The sequence below is a fragment of the Burkholderia pulmonis genome, from assembly GCF_984667975.1.
Genome location: NZ_OZ480187.1, coordinates 1391766 through 1405039, shown reverse-complemented (window position 1 = coordinate 1405039; position 13274 = coordinate 1391766). Strand labels below are relative to the sequence as shown.

Sequence of the window (13274 nt, the reverse complement as noted above, 5' to 3'; positions counted from 1 at the left end):
GGGAGAAGGATGGGAAACTGTAGTTGGCGCCGATTCCCTCGATCCATTTGATTCGCACTCCGACCGACCTATCGGGCAGCATCGGTTACGCAGGCCACCGCGCCTCTGACAGCCCGCGCGACCTGGCCTCGGCGAAGCGCGCGCATTCGGCCTTGAGCCAGTCCGAAAAGGCAACCGTACGCGGATCGTCCGGGTTGCGTGACAGCAGCATGTAGCGTGCCGGCGCACGCACATGCGCGCCGAACACATCGACCAGCCGTCCACTCGCAATCTCGTCGTGCACGAGTGCCGCGCGCCCCATCGCGACACCCTGATGGTTCAACGCGGCCGCGATCGCCAGGCTGGAAAAATTGAATTGCGGCCCATCCAGATCCGCGATCCACGCCGGACGAACGGCCTCGAGCCACGTACGCCACTCGACGTACTCGGGCGCACCGCCCCACGGAGCGGCATCGTGCAGCAGCACGACACCGTCCAGCGATTCCCCGCTGGCGAATGCCGGATGCTGCGCCAGATACGCAGGCGTGGCGACCGGAAACAGGATTTCGTCGAGCACGACTTCGGCATGCAGCCGCCCGTATTGCACCGGGTCGTAGCGCACGGCGACATCGATGTCGCCGGTCTCCATCGCCTGGCGGTCCAGCACCTGGAATTCGGCCTGTACGCGCACCGACACGTCCGGCTGCGCCCGGTGAAATCCGGTCAGGCGCGGCATCAGCCATTGCAGCGCAAGCGACGGCAGGCAACTGACCTGCAGCGGCGCATCCGACATGCCGAGCGACCGAAGCGTGCGCTGGATGTCGCCGAACGCGCCCGACATCGTCGCGAGCAAGGCCGTGCCCTTCTCCGTCAGCCTCAACCCGCGCGCCTGTCTCACGAACAGCGGATAGCCCAGCCGGTCCTCCAGATTCCGGATCTGCTGGCTCACGGCGCTCTGCGTCAGGTTGAACGCCTGCGCCGTCTTCGTGAAGCTCAACAGCCGGCCGGCCGTTTCAAAGCAGAGCAGCGCACCGAGGATCGAACCGTCCAGTCGCATAGATAAGCCACACTAATGCATCGATTAGAAATCGGCGCTTTTGCGCCGTCGTCATGAATCGTAGCATTTCAGGCCTGTATTCCATTCAACGAACACGAGGCCGTTCCGTGACCGCTACACTTCACCCTGCCGATCTATTAGACAGACTTCAATCCCGCCATCCGCTGCTATGGCTGAATCCCGATGCCGGCCGCCCGTTGCCGCAGGACGCTCCGTCGCTCGACGCGATCGCGGCGGCCGAAGCGAGGCTGGCGCGCTGCGAGCCGCTGATGGCCGAGCTGTTTCCGGAACTTGCAGCAACCGCGGGAAAAATCGAATCGCCGCTGATGCCGGCGGACGACCTGCCGCGCGCGTTGTCGCCCGCGGCCGACGCGCACGGCGCGTGGTTCATCAAGCGTGACGACGCATTGCCGGTCGCAGGCTCGATCAAGGCGCGCGGCGGCTTTCACGAAGTGCTCGCGCTCGCGGAGTCGATCGCGATCGAGCACGGGCTGCTCGCCCCCGCGGGCGACCGGCGGATCCTCGCATCGGCCGCCGCGCGCGCGTTGTTCGCCACGCATACCGTGATCGTGGGCAGCACCGGCAATCTCGGCCTGAGCATCGGCGTGATGGCCGCCGCGCTGGGCTTCGAGTCGATCGTCCACATGTCGACCGACGCGAAGCCGTGGAAAAAGGCACGCCTGCGACAACGCGGTGTCCGCGTGGTCGAGCACGAAGGCGATTACGCGCAGGCCGTCGCCGCCGGCCGATCGCAGGCGCGCCATCGACCGCGCTGCCATTTCGTCGACGACGAAGGCTCGCTGATGCTGTTCCTCGGCTACGCCGCGAGCGCCCGGCATCTCGCGGCACAGCTCGCCGGATCGGGCCGGCGCGTGGACGCCGCACACCCGCTTTTCGTCCATCTGCCGTGCGGGGTCGGCGGCGCGCCGGGCGGCATCACGTATGGGCTCAAGGCGCTGTTCGGCCAGCACGTGCATTGCTTTTTCGCCGAGCCGGTCGCGGCGCCATGCATGCTCGTCCAGCTGGCCGCCGGCCCGGGCCGGCCGGTGTCCGTCTACGACGTCGGCCTCGACAACCGGACCGAGGCCGACGGCCTCGCGGTCGCGCAAGCGTCGCATCTGGTCAGCCCGCTGATGGCGTCGCAGTTGTCGGGGGTCTTCACGGTCAGCGACGCGCAGCTCTACGCGCAGTTGCTCGCGGTTCGACACGCCACGGGCGTCGAACTGGAACCGTCGGCCGCAGCCGCCGTCGGCGGGCCGGGCTGGCTTGCACGGTCACCGGCCGGCAACGACTACCTGCGCCGCCACGCGATCGACCTGCACGCGTCGACGCACGTCATCTGGGCAACCGGCGGCTCGCTCGTTCCGCCGGAAGAACACCGCCGCTTCCAGTCCCATGCACAGGCGCTCGCCGGGCCCGGCGCGTGACGCGGTTCCGCCCGGCGCTCTGCCCCGTTCCCGAAGACCGGTTAGACTGTCCCGATGGAACAATGCCGTTATTGCCAGAGAATCCGCGATGAATGGGATTGCCACGGGGATGAATGCCGCCGGGCGATCGCCAAGGCACTGCGCCGGCAGCGCGCGGGCCTGCCGATGGTGCCCGATCGCATCCGCAACGAGCTGCCGACCGGCGCCCCGACCCAGCAGGTGATCGCCGTCCTGTCGCGCCAGCGCCTGCGTGCGCGCCGCGGCAACGAGGAGCGCCGGGAGCGCAAGGAAATCGACGACGACGGGGTCTGATCCGGCCGCCCCGCCACCCGCCGCGCCCTCCTCGCCGGCCCCTTGCCGCCGGGCCGCTCGCCCGTGCGCGACACCTGCGTCACCCTCCATGCCCTCCATTGCAATCCCCGCAACCTGGAGTGGGGACAGAAGACGTTTATCTCGAAATTATTACCTCGAGTGCAACGATCTTTCGCCAAAACTCACGTTTACCCTAGGTCGACCGACGCCTACGATGTAATCAACCGCTTACGACATGGTGTCGAACGCGGAAAGCCAACAAACATCGGAGGTCATCATGAAATCGCTCGTTTCCGCAGTCGTTGCCGCAGCCGCCCTGTCCGTCTCGTTCGGCGCATTCGCACAAAGCACCGTGACCCGCGCCCAGGTGCGCAACGAACTGGTCCAGCTCGAACAAGCCGGCTACAAGCCGAGCCAGTCGAGCCCGTACTACCCGGCCGACATCCAGGCCGCCCAAGCCCGCGTGCACGGCGCCGACTCCACCGGCTACGGTGCGCAACCGGCCGCAACCGTCCAGGGTGGCGCACCGGTCGTCAAGCCGCAAAGCGCGCACGACTCGGTCTACTTCGGCCACTAAGCCTGCCGCTGCGCGCCGCTCGCGCAGCCCGCACCAGCAACGAGCCCGTCCCGCGACGGGCTCGTTGCGTTTGCAGCGCACGCCGGGCCGCCGTCACCGGCTGCCGCCCGAGGCGACCCGACCGGGTTCGTCCATCGCGCCGCCACCACGGACCAGATCCTGATAGCGCACGCACGCGCACTGCGCGGACGCCTTCGCCGCATACATCGCCGCGTCGGCCTTGACGAGCAACTCCTCGGCCGACGCGCCGTCGGCCGGGAATTCGCTGACGCCGATGCTCGCGCCGACGGCCACGCGCCGTTCGCCGAACTCCAGCTCCTCGGCCATCACGATCTGGATGCGCGATGCGACATCGCCGATCACCGCCGGCGAACGCACGTCCGCAATCAGCACGACGAATTCGTCGCCACCGAGCCGCGCGACCATGTCGCCGCTGCGCAGCACGAGGCTCAGCCGCTTCGCGACCGCGACGAGCGTGCGGTCGCCGGCCGAGTGCCCGTGCTGGTCGTTGATCTGCTTGAAGCCGTCGAGATCGACGAACATCACGGCCAGCCCCTCGCGCACCGCGGCCGCATGCTGGATCGCCGCGTCGAGGCGCTCCATGAACAGCAGGCGGTTCGGCAGCGCGGTCAGCGGATCGTGACCGGCGAGGTGCGTGAGTTCCTGCTGCTTCGCGCGCAGCATCGCGACCTGCGTGCGGATCTCGACGCGCATGCTGTCGAAACAGCGCGCGAGCACGCCGATCTCGTCGGCCCGGCCGACCGGCAGCCGTTCGGCGGCCGGATCGTCGAACACGTGCGTCGCCGCGCGTGCGAGGGTCTGCAGCGGCCGCGTGATCGCCCGCGCGAACAGGATCGCGAGAATCACCGCCAGCACACTCGACACGAGCACCATCCTGACGATCCGTTCGCCCAGCATGCCGGCCGGCGCCAGCACGTCCGCCAGCGGGCGCCCCATCCCGAGCACGACGAAGCGGCTGCCTTCATCATGGCCGAACGGCGTGCGCACGAACGCGAACATCTGCCCGGGCGCTTCGTCGGGCTGCCCCAGGCCGTTGAACGTCACGTTCGCGCGTGCGCTGTCGAACAACACGTGCGTGGCGGCAAAGCTGTCCTGCATCAGCACCCGCCGGCCGCGATCGAAGCCGAACGTCTGCGCCGGATCGGGATGCACGAGGAAATCGCCCCACTCGTTCGCGAGATACACCGCATAGTCTTCCGGCAGGTCGCGCTCGAGCCGGTCGAACACGCGCGACAGCTCGACATCGACGACGAGCGCGCCGACCGTCTGGCCCGACGTGTCGACCACCGGCGTGCCCACGCGCAGGATCGGCAACCCTTCCGCCGCGTGCGAGCCCGTCTCGTGGTTGATCACGATCGGCGACAGGTAGATATGGCCGGGCGCCGTCGCGAGCGTGTCGAATACGTAGGAGAACTGCCCTTTCTCCTGGAACGCACTGTCGGGCAGCACGACGATGCCGCGTGCATCGCGATCGACGCGAATGCGCTCGAGCCCGAAATGTCCGCTCGCGATCAGGCGGATCTGCAGGTATTCCGGGTGATTTCTCATGAAGCTGTAATACACCTGCTCGAGCCGCGTGCGGGGCGCGTGGTCCGCGTCGTCGCTGCTCGCGACGAGCGCGGACGACGGCAATTGCGCGAGCACGAGCGCATCGTCGGCGACGTCGGACAGCGCAGTCGTGAAGCGCTGCCCCAGCAGCTGTGTCGACATCAGCAGGCTGTGCTGCGCTTCCTGTACGAGCATCGCGCGGTTCGCGCGATACGCGTAGTAGCCGGTCGTGCCGGACGCGATCACGCCGATGCACGCGAACAGTACCGACAGCTTCGACGTGAGCCCGAGCCGGATCATTTTCCGAACCGCTCCGGCCGGTCGCCCGACACGATGCGGCTCCACAGCGATTCGCGGCGCGCGATGCTCTCGACGGGCTGGAGCCACACGAGATGCTGGTGCCCGGCGTCGAGACCCGGTGGCGGTTCGAGCGTGTTCGCGAGCCCCTGGCGCTCGGTGAGCAACGCACCGATCGCCGGTTCGAGCATGTAGTTGATCCACGCGAACGCGAGCGCCGGTCGTTGCGCACCGCGCGTGACGGCCCAGCAATCGAGCCATGCGAGCGCACCTTCGTCCGGGATCACGTAGCCGACGTCCGCGCCCGCGCGACGCAGCAGCTCGACCTGCTGCGTGCCGTAGTTGCCGAACATCAGCGCCGCACGATGCTGGACGAACAGCGCGGTCGCCTCTTCAGGAAGCGTGTAGTACGTCAGCAGGTTGCGGCGCAGATCGATCAACTTGCGCGCGACGGTGAGCGTCTGCGCGGGCGACAGGCGAAACGGATCGGGATAGCCGAGCGCCAGCGCCGTGAACGAGAAATTGTGCTGCGCGCTGTTGAAGTCGAGCACCTTGCCGCGATAGCGCGGATTCCACAGCTCGCGCATCGAGTGCGGCGCGGCCGGCACCTGCTTGCGGTCGTAGATCAGCCCCATCGACGAATATGTGAACGGGATCGCGTAGGTCGCGCCGTCCTGCACGAGCCCACCGATCGTCGCGAGTTGCTGAAAATTCGGCAACTGCCGACGGCGGTTCGGGATCCGCAACAGGTCGATCGGCGCGAGCAGGTGCTCGTGCGCATAGCGCTGAATTTCCGCCGTGTTGGCGGCCAGCACGTCGTACGGCGGCGGCGTGGCGCTGTGCATCCGTGTCCACAGCGCTTCGTCGGAATCGACGAACGTGACTTCGACGCGCACATGAAACTGCGCCTCGAATGCGCTGACCACATCGCTGTCCGCATAGCCTGGCCATGCCAGCACGCGCAGCACGTTGTCGTTGACGGTTTCGGGAGAAGCGGCGAAGACGGGCAGACCGGGAATCAGTAAGCCGAGTGTCAATATGATGAGCAGCCTGAACACGGCGCCGCGGGCGCGCTTGCGTGCGCCGATTCCCCTGATCAATCGGACCCCGCCTGAATCGCCCGGCTGCATTCGACTGTCCTTTTTCGAGTCGATGCGATATCCCGCAACGAGACCATAAATTGGTCGGTCGCGCAATCGGAAGAAGCCGTACGCAGCGCATCCGTCCGCCGGCACCGGCGGCTGAATGCGACGCGATTAGATGGGCCCGCGTCTGGTCACGGAAATGAACGTCAGCGCCACGCCTGCGTGAATTCCGCGATCACGCGCGACAGGTGCGCACGCATCGCGTCGCGCGCACCGCCTGCGTCGCGCGCCATGATCGCCGCGAAGATCCGCTGGTGATCCTCCTGCGAAGCCTCGCGCAGCGCGGTCGAGTGAAAGTGTTCCTCGATCTTGTCCCACAGCGGATCGCTGCGCGCACAGTCCCACATCGCCGTGACCATGTGCAGCAGCACGGTGTTACCGGTCGATTCCGCGATCCGCAGGTGAAACTGGCGATCGGCCGCGTCGTACGCGGCCTTGTCGTCCATCTGCTCGCGCATCGTCGTCAGCGAGAAAAACAGGCGGTCGAGATCGGCGTCCTTGCGCTCGGTCGCCGCAAGCGCCGCGACTTCCGCCTCGATCAGCCCGCGTGCGCGCAGCGTCTCGATCGGCCCGGGGCCGCGCGGCACCTCGAACGTGACCGGCCGCGCGGCATCGGCCGCCGACACATAGATGCCCGAGCCGATCCGCACCTCGACGATGCCCTGCACCTCGAGCGCGATGATTGCCTCGCGCACCTGCGTGCGACTCACGCCGAACTGGTCGGCCAGGCTGCGCTCCGACGGCAGCCGCGCGCCGGCCTCGAACGCACCGGCGGCCACCATCGCGTGAATCTGTCGTGCAAGGCCGATATAGGAGCGGTCCGCGGCATCGGTATCGCGGTTGGCTGGCAGGCTGGAAAGATCAGTCATCGAAAGGCTCGCAACGGGCTGGCGGGCGCCGTCGCGGCGCCTGATCGTCAAAATGGTACACCAATTCCGGCCTGCCTCCGGTTTGACACGCCGACCAGCGTTGCTGGCCGTGTCCGGATCAGCCGCATCGAACACCATCGACGGCGAACAACTGGTAAACCACTATGCCACCAAACTGGTATGCCAATCATAATCCACACACCGACGACGGGCCGGCACGCTGCCGCCCGGTCGTCCGATGCATGAACCGCCAGCCAGGAGCCGCTCCAGTGAAGATGTCTTTCCGTTGGTACGGCGAGTCCGATCCGGTCTCGCTGCAATACATCCGCCAGATCCCGGGCGTCACGCATATCGTGTCCGCGATCTACGACGAACCCGTGGGCGAAGTCTGGCCCGTACACAAGATCGATGCGCTGAAAGCGACGATCGAACGCGCCGGCCTGCAGTTCGAAGTCGTCGAATCGGTGCCCGTGCACGAGGACATCAAGCTCGGCAAGCCCGGCCGCGACCGCCTGATCGACCACTACCGGCAGACGATCCGCCACCTCGGCGCGGCCGGCATCCGCGTCATCTGCTACAACTTCATGCCCGTGTTCGACTGGACGCGCACCGAGCTGTCGAAGACGCTCGACGACGGATCGACCTGCCTCGCGTTCAGCACCGACGCGGTCGACCGGATCGATCCGGTCGACGGCATCGCGCTGCCCGGCTGGGATTCGAGCTACCGGCCCGAGCAACTGCAGGCGCTGCTCGCCGACTACCGCGACGTCGACGAGAACGCGCTGTGGGCCAACCTCGACTACTTCCTGAAGGCGATCATCCCCGTCGCCGAGGAAGCCGGCGTGAAGATGGCGATCCACCCCGACGATCCGCCGCGTCCGATCTTCGGGTTGCCGCGCATCGTGAAGAACCGCGACGATCTCGCACGGATCCTGCGCATCGTCGATACGCCCGCGAACGGGTTGACGCTGTGCTCGGGCTCGCTCGGCGCGGGTCCGCAGAACGACGTCGAAGCGCTCGTGCGCGAATTCGGCGCGATGGGCCGCATCCACTTCGCGCACATCCGCAACGTGAAGGTCGACACGAACGGCAATTTCGAGGAAACCGCGCACCTGTCGAGCTGCGGTTCGCTCGACATTGCCGCGATCGTGAAGGCTTACCACGACACCGGCTTCACCGGCTACGTGCGCCCCGACCACGGCCGCATGATCTGGGGCGAGACCGGCAAGCCCGGCTACGGCCTCTACGACCGCGCGCTCGGCGCGGTCTACCTGAACGGTCTGTGGGAAGCGCTGGCGAAATTCGACCGTACGCCGCAAGCGTCGCAATAACCCGTCCATCGAGGCAGCCGGCGCAGCGGAACGCCGGTCGCCCGTCACGACATTCCGCGCGGAGACACCGCATGCCACGCATCCGATGGGCCATGATCCTGATGTGCTTCCTGGCCAACGTCATCAACTTCATCGACCGCGCGAACCTCGCGATCGCGGCGCCGAGCATTCGCGCCGACCTCGGCCTCGACGCGGTCGGCATGGGGCTCGTGCTGAGCGCGTTCTTCTGGACCTACGCGTTCCTGCAATTGCCGGCCGGCTGGTTCATCGACAAGGTCGGCGTGCGCGTGAGCCTCGCGCTGGCCGTCGGCTGGTGGTCGGTGTTCACCGTCGCGACGGGCGCCGCGCGCGGGCTCGCACAACTCGTCGGCGTGCGGCTGATGCTCGGTGTCGGCGAAGCGGCCGCGATCCCGTCGTTCGCGAAGGTCGCGTTCAACTGGTTTCCGCGCAGCGAGCGCGGCCTGGCCAGCAGCATCTTCGACAGCGGCTCGCGCGTCGGCTCCGCACTGTCGCTGCCGCTCGTCGCGTGGTTGATCTCGATCGTCGGCTGGCGCGGGTCGTTCGCGATCACGGGCGGTATCGGCATCGTGTGGGCGCTCGCATGGTGGTTCATCTATCGCGAACCGGAACGCCATCGCGCGATCGCCCCGGACGCCGTCGATGCGCTGCTCGCACAACGCGGCGCACCGTCGGTTGCGGCCGCAACCGACGGCCCGAAGGTGTCGTGGCTCGACCTGTTCCGCTACCGCACCGTGTGGGGCATGATGATCGGCCTGTTCTGCCTGAATTTTGCGATCTACTTCTTCATCACGTGGTTCCCGAGCTACCTGCTGCAGTCGCGCGGCTTCTCGCTCGCGTCGCTCGGCACGTGGGGCATGCTGCCCGCTCTGCTCGCGATCCCCGGCGGCTGGCTCGGCGGCTACGTGTCGGACAGCCTGTTCCGGCGCGGCTGGAGTGCCACTGCCGCGCGCAAGACCTGCCTCGTGCTCGGGATGCTGCTGTCGTCGTCGATCGCGCTGTCCGCGTTCGTCGAAAACGTGTGGGCGTGCCTCGGTCTGTTCGCGCTCGCGTATGCCAGCCTGTCGTTCGCCGGCGCCAACGTGTGGACGCTCGTCGGCGAAATCGCGCCGACGCCCGCGCACGTCGCATCGATCGGCGGCATCCAGAACTTCGCGGGCAATCTCGCGGGGATCTTCATCACCACGTTCACCGGCGTGATGCTGTCGATCACGAAGGGTTCGTTCGTCGTGCCGCTCGCGGTAGCCGGCGTGCTGTGCGTGGTCGGCGCGCTGTCGTACCTGTTCATCGTCGGCAAGGTCGAGCCGCTGCCGCCGCTGCGGGGCGGCGCGAGCGGGCGGAATGCGGAGCCGAACGCGGCATGATGCGGATCAGGATCGCGAGGTGCCGCCATCGCATGTCGACGCCTCGATTCCAGCCTAGTCCGGCAAATCGAAAGCCTCCTCGGGCGGACTGCCCAGATTCGTTGGCGCTGCATCGATGCGCAGCGATCCAACGATTCGGGATGCATCGCGCTCGACGGCATCCGCGAGCGCCATCGGGCCGGCGATGTGCACCCACAGGATATCGGCGCCCACCAGAACGAAACGCTCGACCACGAGTTCGGATTTCTGCATGTCCTGGATGCGGCTGCCAAGGGACGGATGGCCGAGAAGCGGCGCGCGTTCCAGATGCGCATCGCGCGCACGATAAGTCTCCTCCAGCGCCTCGAATTGACGCGTGGCAACCTCCCTTCCGTCAAATTGCAATCGAGTGGCGAACAGCGACGTGCCGCCCTCACCGTGTGCCAACACCGTCTCTGCCGATTTCGCCGCCTGTGCCCCGGGATGCGCAAACCAGACGGTCTTGTCGCTGAACCGGCCTGGCACGCTGAGCGAAAAGCGGCCATCGGCCGATCGTGCCGTGGTCCATCCATCGGCATCCGGGTGGGCAACGTCCTTTTGGCGGAAGATAGCGCGGCTGACGTCGGCGCGTATCGGCGGCGCCGGCGGTGCGATGGTGATTTCCGGCGGTGTCGGTGAAGCGCTCGCTACGGCAGAAGCGGACGCGCCGCCGGGGCGAAACGTCAGGTTGACCCAGCGCACGCGGTGCTCGGGCGGCGGCGGAAACGGCAAACTTTTTCGCACGGCCGCCAGCATGGCGGCATCGAAGTTCGACGAGCCGCTCGATTGCCCCACGCGCACATCGATGACCTTTCCATAGCCGTCGACCCGCAATGCAATCCTGGCCTCGACCGTGTCGGACAGGCTGGCCGGACTGGTGAAAACCAGGTTGGATCGAATGAGCGTGCCGAGGGTTGTCGCGTAAGCCGTATCGTCCGTCGGCTTACCCGGTTCTGCGATCGCAACGGCCGCCTGCTCCGTCAGTGCAATAGCCTCGACAGGCCATGTTGCCCAAAGCACCAGCATCGGGAAACACGCATATCGCCAGTTGGGTTTCAGTAACGGCATGAACGTAGGGTGCTGCAATAGAAACGGATCGGGAGAACGACGGGCAGGCATACCGTGTCGCACGCATTTCCATTGAGCGGAGAACGGACTGTCCGGTCGCAGGATGCCGTCAGACTAAAGGCTGGCAGCCGTCAACGCAACGCCGGCAGAGTCGCTTGTCGCGCGGTCGAAAACGCGCCGGGGCCGCCTCGCTCGCGCGAACCGTCGGCACCGGGCGCTCGCTTCCCTTTTCGCGATGTCCATCGGACAATGATCCGCCCGCACGACGTGCTCCGCCCAGCCGATGAAACGCTACGAAACCCTCGCCCACACGATCGCCGACGACATCCGCAACGGCAACCTTGCCGTCGGCACGCGCCTGCCTTCGCTGCGGCAGATCATCGCGCAGCACGGCGTGAGCCAGTCGACGGTGTTTCGCGCGTATTACCTGCTCGAACAGTGGGGGCTGATCCGCGCGCGCGAACGCTCGGGCTACTACGTCGCCCCGGGCGCCAGCCCCGAGCCGGGCCCGGCCGCGAAGCGTCGTTCGAGCCGCGCCGGCGCCACGCGCAAGGTCGACATCAGCAGCCTCGTGTTCTCCGTCCTCGATGCGGCCACGCAGCCCGGCATCGTGCCACTGGGCTCCGCCTTCCCCGCGCCGCAGCTGTTTCCGCTGCCGCGCCTCGCGAAATCGCTCGCGCAGGCCGCGCGGCTCGTGAGCCCGTGGAGCACGGTCGTCGACCTGCCGCCCGGCAACGAGGCGCTGCGCCAGCAGATCGCGCGGCGCTATCTCGCCACCGGCATCTCGCAGCCGATCGACGAGATCGTCGTCACGAACGGCGCGCTCGAAGCGCTGAACCTGTGCCTGATGGCCGTCACGCGGCCCGGCGACGTCGTCGCGGTCGAAGCGCCCGGCTTCTATGCGGCGCTGCAGGCGATCGAGCGGCTCGACCTGCGCGCGGTCGAGATTCCGGTCGATCCGCGCACGGGCCTCGATCTCGATGCGCTCGCGCACGCGCTCGACCGGCACGACATCCGCGCGTGCTGGTTCATGACCAATTTCCAGAATCCGACCGGCGTCACGCTCGCCGCGGAAAAGAAGCGCGCGCTCGTCGACATGCTCGCCGCGCGTGAAGTGCCGCTGATCGAGGACGACGTGTACGGCGAGCTGCATTTCGGCCCCGACTATCCGTTGCCCGCACGCGCGTTCGATCGGCACGGCCTCGTGATGCACTGCAGTTCGTTCTCGAAGACCCTCGCACCCGGATACCGGATCGGCTGGGCCGCTGCCGGCCGTTTCGCGGAGAAGGTGCAGCGGCTCAAGCTGATGACGACGCTGTCGGCCAGCATTCCCGTGCAAGCCGGCATCGCGAACTATCTGGAGCATGGCGGCTACGACCGGCACTTGCGCAAGCTGCGCGGCGCGCTGCATGCGCAGCTCGACAGGATGGACGACGCGCTACGGCGCTGGCTGCCGCCCGGCGTCGAATGGGTGCGGCCCGACGGCGGGTATTTCCTGTGGCTCGCGTTTCCCGATGCGATCGACGCGATGGAACTGCATCGCCAGGCGATCGCGCGCGGCATCAGCTTTGCACCGGGGCCGCTGTTTTCGGCCGCGCATGGCTTCGAGCGCTGCGTTCGCGTGAACTTCGGCCATCCGTGGAGCAGCGACATCGAGCGCGCGATCCGCGTGCTCGGCGAACTGGTCGCGCAGCCGCCGGTCCGCAAGGCCGGCTGATCGCATACGGCAAGCCCCGGGCGCACCGCCGGCGCCACGGTCATGCAGGCAATCCGTACGCGGGTTACATTGCTGGTCTTGCCGCCCCTTCACGATTGTCCATGAGCCAACTGCCTTACCTCGATCACGACGCCCTGTTGACACTGACGGCCGAAGCGGCACACGTCACGCAGTCGTGCACGTGCACGAAGACTTCGCTCGCCGGCTGGACGACCCTGCCGCTGTCGCTGCAGGATGCGCAACTGACCGAAGTCGCCACGCTCGCGCCGCCCGGCGACGCCGAGCCGACCTATGCGGAATATCATCCGGCCGGCACGCGCTACGCGTCGGACGACGCACCGATCGCCCTGCGCCATTTCCCGTACAACCGCTGCACCGTCAGCCGCTGCCGCTCGTGCAGCCGTTTGTTCCTGCGCTACCAGGAAGGCGGCGGCTACTTCATCGACCAGCGCATCCGCGCACTCGATCCCGCGCTCGTCGTCGACGCAACGGCGTAAACACAAAACGGGCGGCACACAGGCCGCCC

At 67.2% G+C, this 13274-nt stretch carries 12 protein-coding genes; 7 read left to right on the top strand and 5 right to left on the bottom strand.

What is annotated here, in order from left to right; translation table 11 throughout:
• Nucleotides 1-85 precede the first annotated feature (85 nt).
• Nucleotides 86-1036: a LysR substrate-binding domain-containing protein gene (locus AC5LXK_RS22995; protein WP_493393777.1), complete on the bottom strand. Its 951-nt coding sequence runs from the start codon at nt 1034-1036 to the stop codon at nt 86-88.
• Between the two features lie 53 nt (nt 1037-1089).
• Here AC5LXK_RS22995 and dsdA point away from each other — a divergent pair, with 53 nt between their 5' ends.
• The 3 genes from dsdA (at nt 1090) to AC5LXK_RS22980 (ending at nt 3352) form a co-directional block, all read left to right on the top strand.
• Complete coding sequence (dsdA, locus tag AC5LXK_RS22990) at nt 1090-2463, top strand: D-serine ammonia-lyase (protein ID WP_493393776.1); 1374 nt, start codon at nt 1090-1092, stop codon at nt 2461-2463.
• Between the two features lie 54 nt (nt 2464-2517).
• A complete protein-coding gene (locus tag AC5LXK_RS22985; RefSeq protein ID WP_493393775.1) occupies nt 2518-2775 on the top strand; it encodes a hypothetical protein in 258 nt (85 codons plus the stop codon).
• 277 nt (nt 2776-3052) lie between these two features.
• Nucleotides 3053-3352 (top strand): DUF4148 domain-containing protein, encoded by a 300-nt coding sequence (locus AC5LXK_RS22980; protein ID WP_493393774.1) that lies wholly within the window; start codon nt 3053-3055, stop codon nt 3350-3352.
• 93 nt (nt 3353-3445) lie between these two features.
• Here the strand turns inward: AC5LXK_RS22980 and AC5LXK_RS22975 are convergent, their stop codons facing one another.
• The 3 genes from AC5LXK_RS22975 to AC5LXK_RS22965 all read right to left on the bottom strand — a co-directional run bounded on the left by AC5LXK_RS22975 (nt 3446) and on the right by AC5LXK_RS22965 (nt 7232).
• Nucleotides 3446-5221, bottom strand: a complete 1776-nt coding sequence (locus AC5LXK_RS22975; protein WP_493393773.1) for a diguanylate cyclase domain-containing protein — start codon at nt 5219-5221, stop codon at nt 3446-3448.
• Nucleotides 5218-6348 carry an extracellular solute-binding protein gene (locus tag AC5LXK_RS22970; RefSeq protein ID WP_493393772.1) on the bottom strand — a complete coding sequence of 377 codons (1131 nt, stop codon included), beginning with the start codon at nt 6346-6348 and terminating at the stop codon, nt 5218-5220. Before AC5LXK_RS22970 ends, AC5LXK_RS22975 begins: the two co-directional genes overlap by 4 nt.
• A gap of 161 nt (nt 6349-6509) precedes the next feature.
• Nucleotides 6510-7232 carry a FadR/GntR family transcriptional regulator gene (locus AC5LXK_RS22965; protein ID WP_059697364.1) on the bottom strand — a complete coding sequence of 241 codons (723 nt, stop codon included), beginning with the start codon at nt 7230-7232 and terminating at the stop codon, nt 6510-6512.
• A 269-nt stretch (nt 7233-7501) separates the two neighbouring features.
• On the opposite strand from AC5LXK_RS22965, the gene uxuA reads away from it, so the two are divergent.
• On the top strand, nt 7502-8563 hold the full coding sequence (uxuA, locus tag AC5LXK_RS22960) for a mannonate dehydratase (protein WP_493393771.1): 1062 nt from the start codon (nt 7502-7504) through the stop codon (nt 8561-8563).
• A 71-nt stretch (nt 8564-8634) separates the two neighbouring features.
• A complete protein-coding gene (locus tag AC5LXK_RS22955; RefSeq protein ID WP_493393770.1) occupies nt 8635-9945 on the top strand; it encodes an MFS transporter in 1311 nt (436 codons plus the stop codon).
• A 54-nt stretch (nt 9946-9999) separates the two neighbouring features.
• On the opposite strand, the gene AC5LXK_RS22950 is transcribed toward AC5LXK_RS22955, so the two are convergent.
• Complete coding sequence (locus AC5LXK_RS22950; RefSeq protein WP_493393769.1) at nt 10000-11031, bottom strand: energy transducer TonB; 1032 nt, start codon at nt 11029-11031, stop codon at nt 10000-10002.
• 283 nt (nt 11032-11314) lie between these two features.
• Between AC5LXK_RS22950 and AC5LXK_RS22945 the strand changes: the two genes are divergently transcribed.
• Complete coding sequence (locus AC5LXK_RS22945; RefSeq protein WP_493393768.1) at nt 11315-12748, top strand: aminotransferase-like domain-containing protein; 1434 nt, start codon at nt 11315-11317, stop codon at nt 12746-12748.
• A gap of 101 nt (nt 12749-12849) precedes the next feature.
• Nucleotides 12850-13245 (top strand): hypothetical protein, encoded by a 396-nt coding sequence (locus AC5LXK_RS22940; RefSeq protein ID WP_493393767.1) that lies wholly within the window; start codon nt 12850-12852, stop codon nt 13243-13245.
• Nucleotides 13246-13274 lie beyond the last annotated feature (29 nt).

Coding starts and splice junctions, on each gene's coding strand:
- AC5LXK_RS22995 (WP_493393777.1), bottom strand. CDS start 1,036: ATGCGACTGGACGGTTCGATCCTCGGTGCGCTGCTCTGCTTTGAAACG.
- dsdA (WP_493393776.1), top strand. CDS start 1,090: ATGAATCGTAGCATTTCAGGCCTGTATTCCATTCAACGAACACGAGGC.
- AC5LXK_RS22985 (WP_493393775.1), top strand. CDS start 2,518: ATGGAACAATGCCGTTATTGCCAGAGAATCCGCGATGAATGGGATTGC.
- AC5LXK_RS22980 (WP_493393774.1), top strand. CDS start 3,053: ATGAAATCGCTCGTTTCCGCAGTCGTTGCCGCAGCCGCCCTGTCCGTC.
- AC5LXK_RS22975 (WP_493393773.1), bottom strand. CDS start 5,221: ATGATCCGGCTCGGGCTCACGTCGAAGCTGTCGGTACTGTTCGCGTGC.
- AC5LXK_RS22970 (WP_493393772.1), bottom strand. CDS start 6,348: ATGCAGCCGGGCGATTCAGGCGGGGTCCGATTGATCAGGGGAATCGGC.
- AC5LXK_RS22965 (WP_059697364.1), bottom strand. CDS start 7,232: ATGACTGATCTTTCCAGCCTGCCAGCCAACCGCGATACCGATGCCGCG.
- AC5LXK_RS22955 (WP_493393770.1), top strand. CDS start 8,635: ATGCCACGCATCCGATGGGCCATGATCCTGATGTGCTTCCTGGCCAAC.
- AC5LXK_RS22950 (WP_493393769.1), bottom strand. CDS start 11,031: ATGCCGTTACTGAAACCCAACTGGCGATATGCGTGTTTCCCGATGCTG.
- AC5LXK_RS22945 (WP_493393768.1), top strand. CDS start 11,315: ATGAAACGCTACGAAACCCTCGCCCACACGATCGCCGACGACATCCGC.
- AC5LXK_RS22940 (WP_493393767.1), top strand. CDS start 12,850: ATGAGCCAACTGCCTTACCTCGATCACGACGCCCTGTTGACACTGACG.